16 protein-coding genes and 3 pseudogenes are annotated in these 18,026 nt (G+C 68.2%); 8 read left to right on the forward strand and 11 right to left on the reverse strand.

The genetic code is table 11. From position 1 onward, the window contains the following. Nucleotides 1-79: 79 nt before the first annotated feature. The 3 genes from ACGFYQ_RS40570 to ACGFYQ_RS40580 are packed head-to-tail and all read right to left on the reverse strand — an operon-like array spanning nt 80 to nt 1,212. Nucleotides 80-580 (reverse strand): dihydrofolate reductase family protein, encoded by a 501-nt coding sequence (locus tag ACGFYQ_RS40570; protein WP_393752176.1) that lies wholly within the window; start codon nt 578-580, stop codon nt 80-82. Between the two features lie 38 nt (nt 581-618). After that, nucleotides 619-807 carry a hypothetical protein gene (locus ACGFYQ_RS40575; RefSeq protein WP_393752178.1) on the reverse strand — a complete coding sequence of 63 codons (189 nt, stop codon included), beginning with the start codon at nt 805-807 and terminating at the stop codon, nt 619-621. Nucleotides 808-825: 18 nt separating this feature from the next. Continuing rightward, nucleotides 826-1,212: a TetR/AcrR family transcriptional regulator gene (locus tag ACGFYQ_RS40580; RefSeq protein ID WP_393752179.1), complete on the reverse strand. Its 387-nt coding sequence runs from the start codon at nt 1,210-1,212 to the stop codon at nt 826-828. Between the two features lie 1,501 nt (nt 1,213-2,713). Between ACGFYQ_RS40580 and ACGFYQ_RS40585 the strand changes: the two genes are divergently transcribed. The 4 genes and pseudogenes from ACGFYQ_RS40585 (at nt 2,714) to ACGFYQ_RS40600 (ending at nt 10,131) form a co-directional block, all read left to right on the forward strand. Further along, nucleotides 2,714-3,430: an HNH endonuclease gene (locus ACGFYQ_RS40585; RefSeq protein WP_393752181.1), complete on the forward strand. Its 717-nt coding sequence runs from the start codon at nt 2,714-2,716 to the stop codon at nt 3,428-3,430. Between the two features lie 137 nt (nt 3,431-3,567). Beyond that, nucleotides 3,568-7,629: a trypsin-like peptidase domain-containing protein gene (locus tag ACGFYQ_RS40590; protein ID WP_393752183.1), complete on the forward strand. Its 4,062-nt coding sequence runs from the start codon at nt 3,568-3,570 to the stop codon at nt 7,627-7,629. Nucleotides 7,630-7,844: 215 nt separating this feature from the next. After that, nucleotides 7,845-8,818: pseudogene (locus tag ACGFYQ_RS40595) on the forward strand (ISL3 family transposase). A 215-nt stretch (nt 8,819-9,033) separates the two neighbouring features. Next, nucleotides 9,034-10,131, forward strand: coding sequence for a S8 family serine peptidase (locus ACGFYQ_RS40600; RefSeq protein ID WP_393752185.1), 1,098 nt, complete (start codon nt 9,034-9,036; stop codon nt 10,129-10,131). Nucleotides 10,132-10,596: 465 nt separating this feature from the next. Here ACGFYQ_RS40600 and ACGFYQ_RS40605 read toward each other — a convergent pair whose 3' ends face one another. The 3 genes from ACGFYQ_RS40605 to ACGFYQ_RS40615 form a co-directional block, all read right to left on the reverse strand. Beyond that, nucleotides 10,597-11,424: a class I SAM-dependent methyltransferase gene (locus ACGFYQ_RS40605; protein ID WP_393752187.1), complete on the reverse strand. Its 828-nt coding sequence runs from the start codon at nt 11,422-11,424 to the stop codon at nt 10,597-10,599. A 133-nt stretch (nt 11,425-11,557) separates the two neighbouring features. Then, nucleotides 11,558-11,821, reverse strand: a complete 264-nt coding sequence (locus tag ACGFYQ_RS40610) for a hypothetical protein (RefSeq protein WP_393752189.1) — start codon at nt 11,819-11,821, stop codon at nt 11,558-11,560. 244 nt (nt 11,822-12,065) lie between these two features. Beyond that, nucleotides 12,066-12,194, reverse strand: coding sequence for a hypothetical protein (locus ACGFYQ_RS40615; protein WP_393752191.1), 129 nt, complete (start codon nt 12,192-12,194; stop codon nt 12,066-12,068). Between the two features lie 246 nt (nt 12,195-12,440). Here ACGFYQ_RS40615 and ACGFYQ_RS40620 point away from each other — a divergent pair, with 246 nt between their 5' ends. Further along, complete coding sequence (locus ACGFYQ_RS40620) at nt 12,441-12,683, forward strand: hypothetical protein (RefSeq protein ID WP_393752193.1); 243 nt, start codon at nt 12,441-12,443, stop codon at nt 12,681-12,683. Next, complete coding sequence (locus ACGFYQ_RS40625) at nt 12,680-12,841, forward strand: Tn3 family transposase (RefSeq protein ID WP_393752195.1); 162 nt, start codon at nt 12,680-12,682, stop codon at nt 12,839-12,841. Before ACGFYQ_RS40620 ends, ACGFYQ_RS40625 begins: the two co-directional genes overlap by 4 nt. Here the strand turns inward: ACGFYQ_RS40625 and ACGFYQ_RS40630 are convergent. The 4 genes and pseudogenes from ACGFYQ_RS40630 to ACGFYQ_RS40645 form a co-directional block, all read right to left on the reverse strand. Beyond that, nucleotides 12,827-14,036 (reverse strand): annotated as a pseudogene (locus ACGFYQ_RS40630) (IS3 family transposase). The gene ACGFYQ_RS40625 and the pseudogene ACGFYQ_RS40630 overlap by 15 nt on opposite strands. Nucleotides 14,037-14,192: 156 nt before the next feature. Continuing rightward, nucleotides 14,193-14,837: a hypothetical protein gene (locus ACGFYQ_RS40635; RefSeq protein ID WP_393752197.1), complete on the reverse strand. Its 645-nt coding sequence runs from the start codon at nt 14,835-14,837 to the stop codon at nt 14,193-14,195. Nucleotides 14,838-14,848: 11 nt separating this feature from the next. Beyond that, on the reverse strand, nt 14,849-15,466 hold the full coding sequence (locus ACGFYQ_RS40640) for a hypothetical protein (RefSeq protein ID WP_393752199.1): 618 nt from the start codon (nt 15,464-15,466) through the stop codon (nt 14,849-14,851). Nucleotides 15,467-15,494: 28 nt separating this feature from the next. Then, complete coding sequence (locus ACGFYQ_RS40645) at nt 15,495-15,812, reverse strand: hypothetical protein (protein ID WP_393752201.1); 318 nt, start codon at nt 15,810-15,812, stop codon at nt 15,495-15,497. A gap of 641 nt (nt 15,813-16,453) precedes the next feature. On the opposite strand from ACGFYQ_RS40645, the gene ACGFYQ_RS40650 reads away from it, so the two are divergent. After that, nucleotides 16,454-16,843 carry a hypothetical protein gene (locus ACGFYQ_RS40650; RefSeq protein ID WP_393752203.1) on the forward strand — a complete coding sequence of 130 codons (390 nt, stop codon included), beginning with the start codon at nt 16,454-16,456 and terminating at the stop codon, nt 16,841-16,843. A gap of 59 nt (nt 16,844-16,902) precedes the next feature. Here the strand turns inward: ACGFYQ_RS40650 and ACGFYQ_RS40655 are convergent, their stop codons facing one another. Then, nucleotides 16,903-17,199, reverse strand: coding sequence for a hypothetical protein (locus tag ACGFYQ_RS40655; protein ID WP_393752205.1), 297 nt, complete (start codon nt 17,197-17,199; stop codon nt 16,903-16,905). A gap of 171 nt (nt 17,200-17,370) precedes the next feature. Between ACGFYQ_RS40655 and ACGFYQ_RS40660 the strand changes: the two are divergent. After that, nucleotides 17,371-17,811: pseudogene (locus ACGFYQ_RS40660) on the forward strand (ATP-binding protein); the annotation flags it as partial. Between the last annotated feature and the right edge of the window lie 215 nt (nt 17,812-18,026).

Here is an 18,026-nt window from a genome sequence, read left to right on the forward strand (position 1 = left end):
GCTACCTCGCCGGCCTCCACCTCCGCGCCGCAATGATCTGGATCGACGACCTGCTGAAGACCGCCGAATGATCACGACATCACACAGGCCCTAGGTCGATGTCGCGGTCCAGGCGGCCGAACAGGGGGATGCCCGTACCCAGGAGGACCGGGGCGGTGGTGATGATGAGTTCGTCGAGGATGCCTTCGCGCAGGAACGTCTGGACTATCTGTCCGCCATCCACATACACGTTCTTCGCGCCCTCGGTGGTCAGGCTTTTCAGGAGTGCGTCCAGGCTGCGGTAGACGGTGACGTTCGCGTCATCCGTCGTCAGCTGGGTGCTCAGTACGGCCACGCGCTTGCCTTCGTAGGGCCAGAAGCCGAAGGTGAGGACCTTCTCGTAGGTGTTGCGGCCCATCACCAGCGTGTCGATGCCGACCATGAACGCCTCGTACCCCATGTCGCCGGCCTGCGCGCCGCGCTCGTTGAGCCAGTCGATGTCACCGTCCGGGCGGGCGATGAACCCGTCCAGGCTCATGCCGATGTAAACCAGGGTACGGAAGGAACGCTCAGCGGCTTCGGGAGTGGAGGAGGTAGTCATGATGGTCTGGCTCCTTGCCGGAGAAAGGGAAACGCAGGTCACTGGGCGGGGCGATGGGGGGCGAGAACGGCGTCCAGGGCGGCGCGCTGCCGTTCGGCGAGGGCGCCCTGTCGGTCGACCGCCCAGAGCACAGCGACCCCCAATGTCGCGGCCTGCACCGTCGCGGCCAGGGCGGTGGTGTCCGTGTCCGGCCCCAGTTCGCGCGCGTCCTTGGCGTGATCCAGCAACTCGCCGATCCAGTGGGACTACGCCTGCTGGGAGACGAGGGCGCAGTCACGGAACTGCGTGTCATCAAGATCCGCGCACAGGAAGGCGAGATGGTTGGCGAACGCCTCGGGGCTGGTGGCCGCCGCCCAGGTCTCGACGACCAGTGCCGCGAGCGCCGCCAGCGGCGAGTCATGTTCGGCACGTACGCCCTCGTACAGCGCGCAGGCGTCCTTCGCCGTGTGCTCAGCCAGTGCCAGCAGCAGACCGCGCTTGGAACCGAACCGCTGCACCAACGTGCCCGGCACCAACCCGACCTCCCGCGCCAGCAGGGCCAGTGTCAGCTTTGCCGGGCCCGTGCGGCCCATGACGTCCACCGCTGCCCGCAGGATCGTCGCGTCATCGATACCCCTTGGGCGCCCTGCCACGACCCACACCTCCGATTAATAAATGGCTGTTCATTTATTAAAGCGGAGCGGCGCACGCACGGCAAGCCATTGGCGGTCCGTCAGCGTCCGGGACATGGGTGCCGGCGAACTCGTCCACGAGGAGTTCGAGCGCGTCACGGAAGGCCTGATGGGCTTCGGCGAGCCCTGAATCCCGCCGCAAGCCATCCAGCGCATCCTCGGCGCCGTGCGTGAGCTCGGCGGGCACCCGGTGCAGGCATCCGGCGGGACAGCGTGGTGAGGCAAGCAGCGGTCCCAAGGGACCGCTTCGAGGACCCGGCCCGCCTTGGCTCGGTCAGACTCGGCTTCCGTCATCGTGCTCCCCTCCCCTGCGGGCCCCGCGAACGAAGGCGTTGAGCGCCCCGTCCACGGCCCTTGCCGTGCTGTTCGAACGCTACGGCGTCCACGGAGGCAAGAGCCTCTGAGGCTGCACCAACGGAGGCTGCACCAACGCGCGTTGGGCGGACCGGTGGTACTGCCCCCGAAGGTCCGGGCGCCGGGCCTCACCCGCGCACGCCAATTCGAACGGCAGTGAAACCGCACAGCCTCAACGCGGAGGCCTGAGCTCGCGCAGGCCATAGTCCGGTGGCAGCCATCCCTTCTTCCGCCTGTCGATGGTCTTTCGAGTGTGCGGAGGCGGGTACGGGCAGCCCTGCATCAGATCCGGTTCAGCCCTGGCCCACGCAAGCCCGTAATGGGCGGTGCACACAGGCCAGATGGTCTTCGCAGGCTCCTTCGGAGCCGGCACCGTCCCTCGCCGAGTCCGGCGCAGCTTGGGGCGGGGCGGCTGGGGCGGGCAGAGCTTGCATTCCTCGGCAAAAGCCGTCAGGGACGGTAGCCCCTCGCTTCCCAACGGATCGCTGAAGAGCGGTCCGCTGGTGCTGGCCCCGATCCGCCAGAGGACAGCGGCCGCCCTCAGCAAGGGACGGGCCCAGACGGCAACAGGATGCGTCATGCAACCCCGGCGCAGCCCGTGGTCGTGAAGCGTGATCGTCGTACCGCCCGGAGCCATATCCCGGACGTACGCGGTGCCAAGCTGGGTGGTGGAAGCCGCGGTGACGCCCGCCCCATCCGCATGTCTCACACACCACGGATACAGTCACCCACCCACACCCATCAGGAACTTCGCAACGATTCACCCCAACGAGCTGAAGTCAGTAACGCCCGCCCGCCCCGGGCACCAGTGGACGGGCATGTGGTGCTCCTCCGCATGGGGCAGCACGAAACCACTCGAGGCGACCCTGGTCCACCCTGACCTCGTTGCCGAGATCAGTGCGGACATCGCCATCGACCGGGCGGCGTCCACCGCCGCCCCCTGCGCCTCTTCGGCGAAGGCCCCGCCACCGTTGCCAGGTGAGCGGCACGGCCCGTTGTAGCCGGGCGGCGCAGTGTCGTTTCGGCAGTGAACTCGCCCACCCGCCCGGGTGAGTTCTTGGCGAGCCCCCTGTCCCGGTGATGTCTGGGCCAGCTACAACCCTGGTCCGTGATCAAAAATCTGCTGCGTGGCGGTCTGCCCACACTCGCCCTCGCTGTCCTGCCCGTCCTTGCCTCTGCGCCCGTCGCGCACGCCGCCCCGGTGCAGGGTGCCGCAGCAGCACCCGCGGCGCCGAGCACCGGCGTTCGGGTGCCGTTGCCACTGTTCGAGGCGATCGGCCAGCTCACGGTGGACGAAGAGCAGCGCGAGGGCTACGTGCGCACCCTGTACAAGCACTGGAACAAGGGCCTCAACGCCGGCGACGGCTGTGACACCCGTAAAGAGGTCATCCTGTCCGAGGCCGTTGAGGCGCCGCAGGTCGCGGCGGGCTGCAAGCTGACCGGCGGCAGCTGGCGCAGCCTGTACGACGACGTGGTCGTGACCGACGCAGCCCGCCTCGACGTCGACCGCTTTGTCCCACTGACCGAGGTCCACGATTCCGGCGGTTCCGCGTGGGACGCTGCCCGGCGTGAGGCGTACGCCAACGATCAGGCGTCCCCGGACACCCTGATCGCGGTCTCGGCCGCCTCCAACCGCAGCAAGGCGGATAAGGACCCGGCGGAATGGATGCCCACGGACGGCTCCTACCACTGCACATATGCCGCGACGTGGGTGGGGACGAAGCTCCGTTGGGGCCTGGCCGTCGACGAGGCGAAGCGGCAGGCGCTCCTTGGCCTTGCCGAGGACTGCCCGACCACCACCGTCGTCTACGAACCAGCGGCCTGATCGGCTTCCCCGCGAACGCCGTGGTCCTCCAACGAGGCGAAGGGCTCGAGGCGCCCTGAGAGGATCACGAAGGCAGTGCCTACGCCACGTGAAGGGCACCATGAACTTCCAAAAGAAGGACGGCTGAACCTGTGGACATGCTCAGAGCCGTGGCCCAGGTCCTCGGACAGAACGATGAGGCGTGCGGGGCCGGTTTCCTGGTCGCTGAGGACGTGCTCGTCACCTGCGCGCACGTCGTCCGTGCTGCCGGCAGCGGGCCCGGGCGCAGCGTATGGCTGGTCTTCCCGAACGCTGACGGTGCAGGCGTCGTCGAGGGGATCGTCCTGGAAGAGCCGTGGCGGGAACCCGAGGCCGAAGACGTCGCCATGGTGCGCCTGGGTGTCGCCGTGCCCGGCACGCACGTACCGGCGCTGGGTTCCGCGGCAGGCTCCAGGGGTCACGAGGTGCGCTCGTTCGGCTTTCCCGGACAGGCTCCGGAGGGCGGGCATTTCGGGTACGCGACGGCTGGTGACCTTCTGCCTGCGACCGAGCATCGGGCCGAACACCTCCAACTGACCGGCGCCAACGACCTGACCACGGGTTTCAGTGGCGGCCCGGTCGTCGACGAGGTGACCGGTCTGGTCATCGGCATGCTCACCGAGATCACCAGCCCCGATGTATACGGGAAGGGGCAGGGCATCGCCTACGTCACCCCCGTTCAGGTGCTTCGAGCGATCTGGCCTGCCCTGGCCGTTCAGGATGTATGCCCTTACCGGGGGCTGGAGCCGTTCACCGCGGACCAGGCTCAGTGGTTCGAGGGCCGGCAGGACGCCGTGAGCCAGGTTCTCGCGCATCTGGACGAGCAGCGGCGTGTGGTCCTGCTGCTCGGCCCGTCCGGCTCGGGCAAGTCCTCCCTGATCCAGGCCGGGGTCTTGCCCGCACTGGCCGCGGGCGAAGTGGCGGGCAGCGATCGGTGGCTGCCCGTACGGGTTCGACCAGGTCAGGGCCTCTGTGCCGAGATCGAACGCGCAGGGCTGCCCGGGGCCAGTACCGACGGGATCCCCGAGGCCGTGGCCCGCCGACTCGCGACCCAGCCCGGCCACCAGCGCGTGGTGCTCGTCATCGACCAGTTCGAGGAGCTCCTCACCCAGCAGGAAGGCAGCCTCGCCGCCGCGGACCGGCTCACGGCCGCGATCACCTCGCACGCTGCCCTGAGCGTGATCCTGGTCATGCGCGACGACTTCTACCCGCAGCTCGCGGCCCTCTCGCCCGAGTTGCTGGAGGCAGCGATGCCGGGCCTCCTCAACATCCCGGGCACGCTGAGCCAGGACGACCTGCACGACATCATCACGCTGCCCGCCCACAGCGTCGGCGCCCGCTTTGAAAGCGGGCTCCCCGAACAGATCGTCACCGATGTCCTGGCCACTGCCCCGGAGGGGGCGGCAAGCCGCAGGGCTCCGGTCACGATGCTGCCCCTGCTGGAGCTGACACTCAGCGAGCTGTGGCGACGGCGCCGCGACGGCTTCCTCACCCACGACGCCTACCGGCGCATAGGAGGAGTGACGGGCAGCCTGACCACCTGGTGCGACACCGCACTCAACCAGCTGCCTCCAGACAGCCTGCCCATCGCCCAGCGCATGCTGACCTCGCTCGTGCGCCCCGCTGACCCCCGTAACAACATCCCCGCAATCCGCGCTCAAGTCCCCCTGACGGATCTGCGCGAGCTGGCAGCCGGCCCTGCCAGCGATCCGGACGACAGCGATGCCGTCGGCACGGTTCTCGCCGCACTGACCCGGCACCGCATCATCACCACCCGCACACCCGACGCGCCGTCGGCACAACCGGTGGCGGAGCTGATCCACGACGCACTCATCCGGGACTGGGGCCGCCTGCGCGAGTGGGTCAGCGAGGACCGCCGGTTCCAGGAATGGTTCATGCGCGCCCGCGAACAGCAGGCCCGCTGGGCCGACGGGAACAACCAGGAGGACCTGCTCGGGGGCACAGCTCTGGCGGAGGGCCTCGACCTGGCGCAACAACGCCGACTGCCCACAGACATCACCGAGTTCCTCGCAGCCGGAAAGCCGCGCCAGCAAGCCGCCATCCGCCGCAGCCAGCGGCTCAACGCAATCCTGGCCAGCCTGCTCGTCGTCGCCCTCCTTGCCGCCGGTGGCGCCCTCTGGCAGTGGCGGACGGCTGAAACGAGGCGGCAGGAAGCCCTGTCCCGTCAGCTCGCCGGCCAGTCCGACACCCTCTTCCCGCGCAACCCCACCCTGGCCTCGCTGCTCGCCGTCCAGGCCTATCGCACCAGCCCCACGACCGACGCAGCCCACAGCCTGCAGAACGCCGCGGCGATCCCGCTGCGGCGGAGCATGCCCGGCCACAGCGACCGGGTGGGCAAGGTGGCCTTCAGCCCCGACGGCCGCACCCTGGCCAGTGCCAGTTCCGACCGGACGGTACGCCTTTGGGACGCGCGCACCGGCAAACCGGGGCCCGTACTGAAGGGACACACCGATGAAGTGTGGTCCGTGGCCTTCAGCCCCGACGGCCGCACCCTCGCCACCGGCGGCTTCGACGGTGACGTCCGAATGTGGGACGCCCACACCGGCGCACCCCGCCGTACCCTCCAGGACCACGCCGACGCCGTGATGTCTGTGGCCTTCAGCCCCGACGGCCGCACCCTCGCCACCTTCGGCGACGACGCGAGCGTCCTCCTCTGGGACCTCGGGACCGGCAAACCCCGGGCTGAGCTGGAGGGGCACGTGCGGTCCGTCGTGTTCAGCCCAGACGGACGCTTCGTCGCGACCGGAAGTATCGACCACAACGTGCGCGTGTGGGACGCCGTGACCGGCAAACTCCACACCGGCCCGCTCAAGCACACCGGTGAGGTGCATGCCGTGGCGTTCAGCCCGGACAACCGCACCCTCGCCGCCACTACCGACGCGGACTCGGGCGTGCGCCTGTGGGACGTCGCCAGCGGCACGGAGAGCCGCAAGCCGCTGGTGGGCTATGGCAACACCTCGGAATCGCTGGCGTTCAGCCCGGACGGCCGTACCCTCGCCACCGGCACCCAGGGCGGCGCGGCGGTGCTGCGTGACGTGGCCAGCGACACGCTCCTCGCCGACCTCACCGGCCACACCGACACGGTCTGGTCAGTGGCATTCAGCCCCGACGGCCGTACCCTCGCCACCGGCAGTGATGCCACGGTGCGCACGTGGGACGTGGCTGCCGGGGCGAACCGGGCCACGCTGACCGGCCACACAGACGCGATCTGGTCGGTAGCGTTCAGCCCGAAGGGCCGCACCCTGGCCACCGGCAGCGTGGATGGCACCGTACGCCTGTGGGACGTGGCCAAGCGCACCAGCCAGACCCCCCTGAGGGCCAGCGGCCCTGTGCGAGGGCTGGCGTTCAGCCCGGACGGGCAGATCCTCGCCTCTGGCAGCATGGACGGGAACGCAGAGCTGTGGGATGTACACACCCATAGGAGACGGGCGATCCTGCCCGAGCATGCGGGGTCGGTCGAGGCGGTGGCCTTCAGCCCCGACGGGCGCACCGTCGCCACCGGCGGCGGAACCACCGTACGGCAGTGGGACACCAGCACCGGCAAGGAGACCCACGAACCCCTGGCCGCGAGCAACTCGGTGAGCGCGGTGGCCTACAGTCCCGACGGACGAACGCTGGCCGTGGCAGACACTGACAACCTCGTCCATGCGTACGACGCTGCGAGCGGTGCCCGCGGGGCCGTTCTCAAGGGGCACAGCGGATCAGTGTACGCGCTGGCATTCAGCCCCGACGGGAGCACGCTGGCCTCGGGGAGCGACGACACCACCGTGCACCTGTGGGCCATGCCCGGCGGCAAGAGCCTGGCCACCCTCACCCGACACGCAGGCGCGGTGATCTCCGTGGCGTTCAGCCCCGACGGGCACACCCTCGCCACCAGCAGTACCGACACCACCACGGTGCTGTGGGACGTGCCCTCCCGCAATGCCCGCGCCACCTTGGCCGAGTTCGCCAAAGTACAGTCGGTGGCGTTCAGCCCCGACGGACGCACCCTCGCCACCGGCAGCGAAGACCACAACGCCCGGCTGTGGAATGACACCCTCCCCCCGCCCACCGAGGCGATCCAGAAGATCTGCCAAGCCGTCAACCGCAACCTCACAGCGGAGGAACGGGCGGCATACCTCCCCGACCAGAAAAACGCCCCCGTATGTCCCAGCGGCTGAGCGCAACACAGCCGGGCGAACAGGTCCGGGAAATGCTGCTCGTACTCGCAGATCCCCCATCAGCACCATCACGCACCGACCCGATCGAGCTCGTGGAAGCAATCGCCGAGCTTCCCGTCGCCAAGGAGGCCAAAGGCCCCGGGTCTGTACGGTCAACGGCTCTGTCTCACATTCGGTGGTAACGCTGAGTGGCGGAGGTCGTTGTTGTCGGTGTGATGGATGTCAACGAGCTTGTGCAGATGGTGTTTTCGGGGATATCCCCGCTGGTCATTGAGGATGTGGTCGATGAGGGCGGGCAGGTCGTGGTGAGGGCGCGGGCTCCGAAGGAGCCCGCGCCCTGCCCGGTGTGCGGGGTGCCGTCGGGACAGGTGCACGGCTATCACTGGCGGAAAGTGGCCGACGTACCGGTCGACGGCCGGCGGGTGGTGCTCCGTGTGCGAGTGCGACGCCTGGTGTGTCCCACGCGTGGGTGCCTCCAGACCTTCCGTGAGCAGGTGCCAGGGGTGTTGGAGCGCTATCAGCGGCGCACTACCCGTCTGACCAGCCAGGTCAAGGCGGTGGTGAAGGAGTTAGCGGGCCGGGCGGGAGTCCGTTTGCTGGCGGTACTCGCCATGGGTCTGTCCCGTCACACGGCCCTTCGTGTCCTGCTGGGCATCCCCCTGCCGCCCGGGCGGGTGCCGCGAGTGATCGGGGTGGACGACTTCACTCTGCGCCGGCGGCACCGCTATGCCACGGTGGTGATCGACGCCGAGACACATGAACGGTTCGATGTCCTGCCCGACCGCACGGCCGGCACGCTGGAAGCGTGGCTGCGTGCCCATCCCGGGGTCGAGGTCGTGTGCCGTGACGGATCGACAACCTACGCGGAAGCCAGCTGACCGCTGCCTGCCCCGAGATGACCCACCTGTCCGCTGCCGTCCGGACTTTCGCCCCGCTGCTGAAGCCTCAGCCCGAGAACGCCGACGCGCTCGAACTCTGGATCACCCAGGTCCGTACTACCGACCTGCCGCACCTGCACGCCTTCAGCCGCGGCCTCGAGCGAGACCGTGACGCTGTGATCGCCGCGGTCACACTTCCGTACAGCAACGGCCCAACCGAGGGAATCAACACCAAAACCAAGCGGATGGCCCGCCAGATGCACGGACGAGCAGGCTTCACCCTGCTCCGCCACCGCATCCTCCTCGCATAACACCACCCTGCGTCACCACCGAATCTGAGACAGAGCCGTTCACTGGACAGACCCCCCACAGGCGGTCGGCGTCCCGTGTGATGAGGTAGGTCCGCGCGAGATTGCAGCGCACGTACCACAAGGGGGCAGAAATGCAGAGCACCGTACGACGAGGGTCGTGGCGGAAGGCGGCGGGCGTCACCGTCGCAGCGCTGGCGGTTAGCGCAGGATCGGTGATGCCTGCGGCAGCCGACACGAACCCGCCGGACTACCTCACGGTCATGAAGGCTCAGGAGATGTGGAAGGTCGCAGACGGCAGCGGCATCACGGTGGCCGTCGTCGACAGCGGCTTCAAGGAAGTCCCGGGCGTGCGGAGCGAGTCCGTCCTGCCAGGCGTGTCGGTCATGTCACCGCCGATCGAGCAGCCGGACAAGACGTACCCGGCGCACGACGATGTGTACGGGCACGGGACCACGATGACCGCGGCGATCGTCGGCGACGGCTCAGGAGGCGGCCCGAAGGGTCTGGCTCCCGGCGCCAAGGTCATGCCCGTCCGCACCAGCCTCGGCACGACGATGGCCTTTGCCGCAGGCGGCGAAGGGGCCAAGGGGATCCGGTACGCGGCCGACAACGGGGCCAAGATCATCAATGTGAGCTGGGGCGACTACTACGCCTTCGAGAGTCTCAAGCCGGCTGTCGAGTACGCCCAGAGCAAGGGGGCACTCGTCTTCGCTGCCATGGGAAATGAGGGGGAGCGCAACAACGCGAGCAACATGCTCGCCATGATTCCGGGAGTCATCGGCGTAGGAGCCGTCGACGAGAAGGCCATGCCGCTGAAGCTCTCCTCCTATGGGCCGGATACGGACTTGTCCGCCTTCGGCGGCAAGGCCCCGATCCGCTGCAAGGAGAACACGGGCTGGTGCGTGGCTGACGGAGGCACCTCCTACGCCACTGCCCTGGCCTCCGCCTCCGCCGCGCTCGTATGGTCGGCTCACCCCGACTGGACCGCAAATCAAGTCGCCCGCGTCCTCATCGAGACCGCCGGCGGCCCCGTCGACGGCTCCAAGCGCACCGACCGGATCGGCTACGGGGTGGTCCGGCCGCGCATGGTGCTGCTGGAGAAGGCAGGCAACCCGGGGGCACCTGACGTCGACCCCCTGGCCCCGGCCCCCACGAACACCCCCGCCCCCAGCCAAACAGCTGCTGCTGCTGCGCCAGCGGAAGCTGCGGCTGCGGAAGCGGGCCTGCCCTGGCAGTGGCTGGCACTCGGCGCCGTCGTCGCCGCGGGCCTCGGCCTCGCCGGCACGCTGATCGTCAAGCGCCGCCGCAGCTGATCCTTCACCCAGATCCCCGAAGGCCGCCGTCGGCCCCGCGAGCAAGCCCCGGCGGCGGCCTGACGCCCGGCCGATACCCTGACCGCTGCCTTGTCGCACTTGGCCTCTCTCACACCCATCTCCTGGATCCCCTTTCCCGAGGTGGCTGGCCACGATGGCGGCCGCCATCGCCGGGCTGGTCGCCGGAGCAGTCGGCGTAGCCATGGTCTTTACGTGAAGAAGGCCGGCGCCCGACCGGCAGGCCCCGACTGGATGCCGGGTGGGGCCTGTCCTGTGCGGGGGCCGGGGCCGATGCTGGGGGCCATCACCGATTGCGGCTGGTGACACGGTTCTTACCGATGCGTCGGCCGTGGGTTCAGCGTGACTGAGGTGCTTTCACTGGGAACCCACGGCGTCTTCGGCAGGCAGGCATGAAAGTGCGGTGGGTCCGTTGCCGCTGAATCGGCAGGTCCTTCACCACTGGGCTCACTCGGCGCGCTGTCCGACACGGAGGACGCTCAGGTATCGGCGTGATGCTCGGTCGCCCATCCGCGTGCGGATGCGCTCGGCGATTGCGTCGAGCAAGGGCTCACGGACGTCGCGGTCGAGCCTCCGGTACAGCGACAACGAGCGAAGATGATCGGCAAAGCCGTCCCCGTCGAACCACTGAACGGTCGGGTACCAGCGCACGATCGTTGAGCCGAACAATCCGCCGGGATCTTCGACTAGTCCCCAGCCCTCGTCGGTGGTGCGCACGTCGTCCTCCAGGGGCGGATGACCCCAGCCGGGGTTCCCCGGGCAGAACCGCTCGTGGAGATCGGCGGTCTCGGCATACACCTCCGGCTCCCCCACTCGGCGGACAACGACGTTGCCGAGCAGTGCCATCCAGCCTGCGGGATGGAGCACGTCGTGCGCTCGCTGCCAGCCGATCGACGGGTCGACCCAGTGCCACGACGACGCAGCCACAAGGACATCGAAGCGTCGACCGCGGTCGTCCCACTCCTCAAACGTCGACGTCTCGCCTTCGACGTTGCCGAGGGTGGCAATCCGCTGGCGAGCGAGGGCGGCCATTTCTTCGCCCGGCTCGATGGCGGTCACTGAGCATCCGAGCGTTGCCAGCGAGCGCGTCGCCTGGCCGGTACCGCAGCCCACCTCCAGCACCGACGACCTTTCGTCCATGCCGGTGACGGTGACAAGGTCCGCGAACAGTTCGTCGGGGTATCCCGGCCGGACCCGGTCGTAGAGTTCCGGCACCTCGTTGAACACCCGACCGAGGTCATGTCGATTCGGGCGCGTCTTCGGATCATCTGTCACGAGCGCACAAGCTACGAGGCTCGTCCACGGGGACGCCACTGGTTTAACGGCAGCCCCTCGACAGCAGCCGTGCCGGTCTTTTCTGTCTGCTCCGCCAGCATCGTTCGGTCGGAGATCCCCTTACGGGCAGCCGTCAAGAGCGCCCACTCTCCCTTCCGACCGCATCTCGGCGGACTCCCGTCTGCTCGTCGAGCAGGTTCTGGGCGATGGTCGCGTAGCGGCTCGCGGCGGTGTGGGACAGGTTGAAGACCAGGGCGAGATGCAACGGGTCGGCGCCGACGGTCAGCGCTTCGTTTGAACAGGCGGAAGGTGTGCTCGATGTCGAAGCGTTGATGCGGATCCCGAATTTTCCCCAGGGCTGCTCTTCGTTCCCCAGTCGGTCGCTGCCGGCAACCATGGCCGGGACCGCCCGACCGTGCAGTGTGCGGGCCGTGCCGACCGGTCAAGGGCGCCTTCGGCGGCGCTCCGCGCTGGGCTTCGCCCACCCTGGACAGCTCGACCCGCCCCTGGACCTGGCTGGCTATCGGGCGGCCCCTCCGCTGTGGCGCCCGCCCGCAGGTCAGCGCCCAGCGGGTGGGGAACTTGGGTGAGCAGGTCTGTCCCACCCCCGAGCGCGGGGTGGGGAGATTCGTCGAGCCCCATCAGCGTCGCAGGTCTGCCTGCCAGAGCCGGTCGGTGTCCGCGGCGTCTGCGTCGGTGCCTGACCACCACAGCCAGACCGACTTCGGGGTGGCTCCGCTGGGCAGATGCTCGGTGTCCAGGCGGATCACGGTCCCTTCGACGATCGGGAGGGTGCCGTCGGCTATGGCCCAGGACGATCGGTGGGTGAGCTTGGGGTGGAGCCGGTCCCAGGAGCGTGCGAGGGCGGCGCCGTAGAGGCGTGTGCCGGTAACGGCGTGGGTGTCCGGTGCCCCAGGTGTCGGGCTGCCCGAAGACGAACTCAGGTCTTGGGGCGCGGTGACGGGCCGGTCAGGTTGAACGACGCCGGGGCGGGTTGTCGTAGGGGCTGACGATCGGTGATCGTCGCGGTATGCCGGGTCGCGGACGCCGGATACGAGGAACTGGTCATCTCGCCGCTGACGGCGCAGGACATCCCGTCCGAGGCCGAGGAGCTTCACGCCGAGCTGGAGCGGATGCTGCCGAACGTGCCGATCGCCTCGCTGCTGGTGGAGATGGACCGGCACACCGCCTTCCTGGACTGCTTCGTTCACGCCAGGCGGCAAGCAGGCCCGCTCTCCGCAGCTCAAAAAGGAACTTGATCGCCTGCCTGATCGGGCTCTCCACGAATCTCGGGCTGAACGGCATGGCCGCGTCATGCGGCATCCCCTACGACGTGCTGGCGTGGACCGCGGAGTGGTACATCCGCGAAGTGAGGCTGATCCCGGGGAGTGGACACCGGTTGTCATGCGACGAGTGACAGCGTACGTGTCGTGGTCAGTTGCTGTTCGAACTCGGCTGGTGTGAGGTAGCCGAGCGCGGAGTGGCGACGGCGCCGGTTGTAGTAGGAAAGCCAGCGGAACAGCTCGAGCCGGGTCTGTGCTTTTGAGGTCCAGCGGCGTCCGTGGAGCAATTCGCGTTTGAGGCCCTGGAAGAACGACTCGGCGAGGGCATTGTCGTAGCTCGAGCCGACCCGGCCCATGCTGCGGCGGATGCCGTGCCGCAGGCAGACGTCGGCGAAGGCGGCCGCACTGTACTGGGCGCCTCTGTCGGTGTGGAAAACGACGCCGCGGACGCGGCCGCCGCGGGCAGCTACGGCCATCTCGATCGCGTCGGTGACCAGCGAGGTGCGCATGTGGTCCGCGATCGACCAGCCCACGACCTTCCTCGAGCAGATGTCGATCACCGTGGCGAGGTAGAGCCACGTCGAACCGACGGCTATGTAAGTGATGTCGCCGCACCACCTGGTGTTCAGGGCGTCCGCGGTGAAGTCGCGCATTACCAGGTCCGGCACGGGCACTGCGGCCATGTCCGCGATCGTCGTCCGCTTCTTCCTCCGCAGGTGCCGGCCGACGATGTGGTTGATGCGCATCAGCCGGGTGACACGCTTGCGGTGATACTCCGTCCCCTCGCCCGCAGTTCAGCATGGACGCGCGGTGCCCCATACGCCCCTTGATGTTCGGCATGGATGGCGCGGATCTCGTTCACGGTCCGCTTCTCCTCGGCCCGGCGTTCTGCGCGGTCCTGCTCAGTGGCCAGGTGCCGGTAGTAGCCGGCTCGGGATGCCCCGAGCACCCGGCAGATCCGCTTGACGCCGAAGTCGGCGCGGTTCTCGGAGATGAAGTCCCAGCGGCGGGGTCTCACTTCACCTCCCGGGCGAAATAGGCTGCTGCCCGGCGCAGAATCTCGCGCTCCAGCTGCCACTCCTGCTCGGCCTTGAGCAGCCTGGCGTTCTCCGCTCGCAGTCGGGCCAGCTCGTCCGTCGTGCTCACGCTGTCATCGCGGCCCTCGGGCGCGGCCTGGGCCTCGTCCTTGCGCACCCACGTCCGCAGCGACTCCGCGGTAACACCGAGATCCGCGGCCACCGACGCGTACGTCCGCTTCCCAGCCGCAGCACGATAGAGCGCGACAGCGTCCTTCCTGAACTCCTCCGGATACGGAGACCTGCGTCCCACCTGGACATCCCTCCCTGGACCATCAAGATCCATTGTCAGGGTGTCCACTCCAAAGGATCAGCCTCAGTCTGGTTTAAGGAAGTTGATGTAGACACGCCCTGTTCGTGGATGACAGGGCGGGCATCACCGTTCCGGAGGATTATCGAGGTTCGCGAGCTACAGCAGCGAGCGGTAGCAGAGCGCAGCAACCGCGCTGAGGGTGGCGACGGGCCGCCCGGGCCGGTGATGCGGCAGCGTGTTGCCGGCCAGCACAGTGAACCCACGTGCGGGATAGGTGATACGCGTCCCACCCAGACGGTTCCATTGCGGATCGTCTTCGAGTGCGCCCAGTTCGGCCATGGTGCGGCCGCGCAGTTCCGCCCGAAGGTGCAAGGGTCCTACGCTGCCAAGCACGGTGGTGAGCAGCGTAACGTCGCACTGCTCGGAGTCCAGGTGCAGGAGAGTCTCGTCGTTCGCCTCGTAGTAGCCGTAGGCGGAGAACGTGGGTACGACGAGCCGGCCGGACACGGCCCGTACGGTACCGGTGAGGGCGAGGTGAAGGTGGGTCAGCAGGGGTCCGGTGGCGGCCAGCGTCGGGCGGCGGACCATGCGACTCTCCACCACCGGCGTCTGCGGGCCGGTGTCCGGAACCTCGGCAACGTCGAACCGGGCTCGCGCTTCAGCAGCTAACGCTTGCCTGAACTCCTCGGTCCACATGTCGTGCAGGTTCAGGTAGCCGTGCGCATGGTACGCCTGCCGTTCGGGTAGGCGTACCGGGCGCGGCAGCAGGCCGTCGACGTCGAGCGTGACTGTTGTGGTCATGGCTCTCTCCGCTACCAGATGGACTTGAAGTGCAGGGCGGCCACGGCGCTGGGCGAGCGTACTGGCCGTCCCGGGCGGTGGTGCGGCACCATCCGGCCCCGGTGGGCCACAATCCCCAGTGGCGGGTAGGCGACGGGTGTGCCGCTTGTGTCGTTCCATGAGGGAGCCTCGTAGACGACGTCCAGTTCGGCCTGGTTCAGCCCTTGTAGCTGCGGGTGCAAGTGCAGAGGGCCGACCTCACCCAGCGCGGTGGCGAGGATAACCAGGTCGGAGTCGTCGACGTCGACATGCAGCCAAATTCCGTCGTTGACCGGGTAGAAGTTGTACCAGCCACAGATCGGCACGAGCACCTGTCCGGTCAGCGCTCTGGCGGTTGGCAGCAACGCGAACTGCAGCCACGACAGCAGCGGCGCCTCCGCGGCGGTGGCCTGCGGCGGCGGCCCCTTGACCTGGTGGGCCGGTACCGCCCGCCGGATGAGGCGTTCGGCCTCGACGGCTAGCGACTGCGCGAAAGCGCTGGTCCACAATGCGTCGACAACCGCATACCCGTGGGCCAAAAGGTGACGAGTGTGTTCCTGGCTGACGACCGGCTCGATTCGTACCGGCGATGTTGCCTGTTGCAGGGTCACCGCATACCCTCTGTGCCGCAAGCCATGGCTACGCCTTCTCCGGACCGGAGATCACCGGCTTGTCCAGCATTACCATGTGCGTCGGGTGCTGACGGCCCGACTCGGTCACGGCGTGGGGCCAAGCGACTGACGGGGTGAAATGAGTCCACTTGCTCTCCTCCGGCAGCGCGATGGTGCCTAGGCAGGTGAACGCCTGATCGCCGGCCGAAGCCTGCTCCAAGTAGCTGTCCACCGCAGCGTTCGCATCCCGGTCGACGCGGGAGACCTCGATAAGTTCGCGGGGCAGTACGTAGTAGTTGCCCTCGGTGTCGCTCACGACCAGGGCATCCATGTCGTTCGATGACACTACGCCTCCTATGTCCATTTTGGGCGAGTTGGCAGGACTGTACCATCTCTGGTGACGCCCGCCGCCGTATCGCGGCCGCAATCGCGATGCTCCGCCTATGCATGCAGTGGCCCGGCGCGGGGCCTGCCGGTCGGCGGCGTAGGAGGACACCGGAATCGGTGCGGCGCAACGATCCAAGGCCCGTGAAAGCCTGCGCCGGGTACGCCCGATCCGCCGAGCGCGCCGCGCACCTCGCCTCGAGCCGCGTCCGCGCTGGGCTGGCGGCGGAGGGCTCCGGCGAAATCGTTAGCCGATCTTGAGGAGGTCGAGCGTGCGGCGGCTGTCGCGCGCGTGGTGCCGGTTGGCGGCGGCGATGTTGGTGACGCCGGCCAGGCGTAGAAGGGGTCCGAGTAGGAACGGACCAGGAAACCGGTGTTGCTGTCAGAAGATTTGACGGGCCGTGATCCAGGCCGCCAGATCGCCTTCCCCGGCTCCCCTCCCTGTCGTCAAACGATCGAATGACGACAGGCACGGCAGGCGTCCAATGAACCCGGACGTTCCGGGGCTCGACGGCGGCGGCGATCCAATCAGATCCGATGGCGGCTGATGACTGGGTTTGCTGACAGCTGGGGTCGAATGCGACCACCACATCGGGGAGCGGCATGGCCAACCTGGTCTACAAGCGGGCGTCGACCGACCAGCAGTCGACCGACCGTCAGAACCTCGTCCTGGACGAGGCCGGGATCGAGGACAACCCGGTCGTCTTCGAGGAGCAGGCCGGCACCTCTAGTGACCTGGTCCGGAGATCCTGTCGCAGCGCGGCCGGCCTGGAGCCCGCCGAGCGCGCGACGCTCGACCAGGGCGTGACTGTACGGCGCGGTCAGGGCTACACCCTGCGCGTGAGCGCCGTGCCTGCGGTCCACCGTGCTCTCCTCGACCTCTGCCAGCCACTCGATGGCGCCCAGGGCGCCCCGGCGGTCCCGGCACAGCGCAAGGCCCGCCGCGAGTACGAGAACCGCGTCAACGCCCTCACCACCGCCACCCGTCGCTGATCCCGTCAGACGTTCAAGATCATCCCGTGGCGGGTTTCTGGCGTACCTGGGTCATGCCCCTAGAAGGAGATCAGCGCGGCCAGTCTCGCTTCCAACGTCCCGCACTCAGGGACCTGTTCGGGCTCGACCAGGGTGTGCTCGACGATGCGGCCGTTGCGCAGCCAGGACAGGAATCCCGCGACCGTCGGGACCCCGAGATCGCCCCACCTTCCGGTCTCGTCGCGCTGTTCGAGGAACGTCCACCACTGGGCCAGCGAGGTCGCATAGCCACGGACCGTGTTCGGCGACCACAGCTGACGGTGGGCCTCCAGCCAGTCCTCGATCGGCGCGACGGTCCTGTACTTCTCGTCAATCACGGTCCACGTCCGCTGCCCGTTCGCGGGCCGGACCGCCAAGCTGTGCGCCACTGATGCCGTTCCGTCTTGTTGAAGAACTCCCATTGATAGCAATGCATCAACGACGCAGAACGCTTACGGTGACGCTCGTTGCAGACAGAGAAGAGAGGGGCTCAGCCCCCGTTGATAACGCCGGGAGTAGGCAAGACACACATCGCCGTCGCTCTCGCAGTCGCGGCCTGCCGGGCCGGGTACTCGATCTACTTCACCAGCCTCGACGACATGGTCCGAAACCTCAAGACAGCCGAGGCCGCCGGACGGCTGACCAGCAAGCTCGGCAGCTACCTCCGGCCTGCTGTTCTCGTGGTCGACGAGGTGGGCTACCAGCCCCTCGAACGTGCGGAGGCCAACCTGGTCTTCCAGGTGATCTCAAAGCGCTACGAAAAGGGCTCGATCATCCTGACCTCGAACAAGACCTTCAGCGAATGGGGACAGGTGTTCGGTGACGAGGTCCTGGCCACCGCCATCCTCGACCGCCTCCTCCACCACTGCGACGTCATCTCCATCAACGGCCCCAGCTACCGGCTGAAGAACCGACTCGCCGCCATCGAGCGTGACACAGACGCAGCCTGAGCCTGTCACGCCTTCGCCCTGGCTGTCAGACCCTGCCTCTAGAGTGCGGCGGGATGGGGCCGGTTCCGAGGCCACCAGCACTGGAGAACGGCAGCCTCCCTGGTCTGCACGGGGGCGGTTTCGGCCTAACCGGCGTCCAGGCATCGTCGAGGGCCACGAGTGCAGCCTGACAGCCCGGCCCCATCCCACCCGACTTCACCACGACTGGTGCACGT

It is taken from the genome of Streptomyces sp. NPDC048258 (assembly GCF_043201995.1).
In the GTDB taxonomy this organism is placed as follows: domain Bacteria; phylum Actinomycetota; class Actinomycetes; order Streptomycetales; family Streptomycetaceae; genus Streptomyces.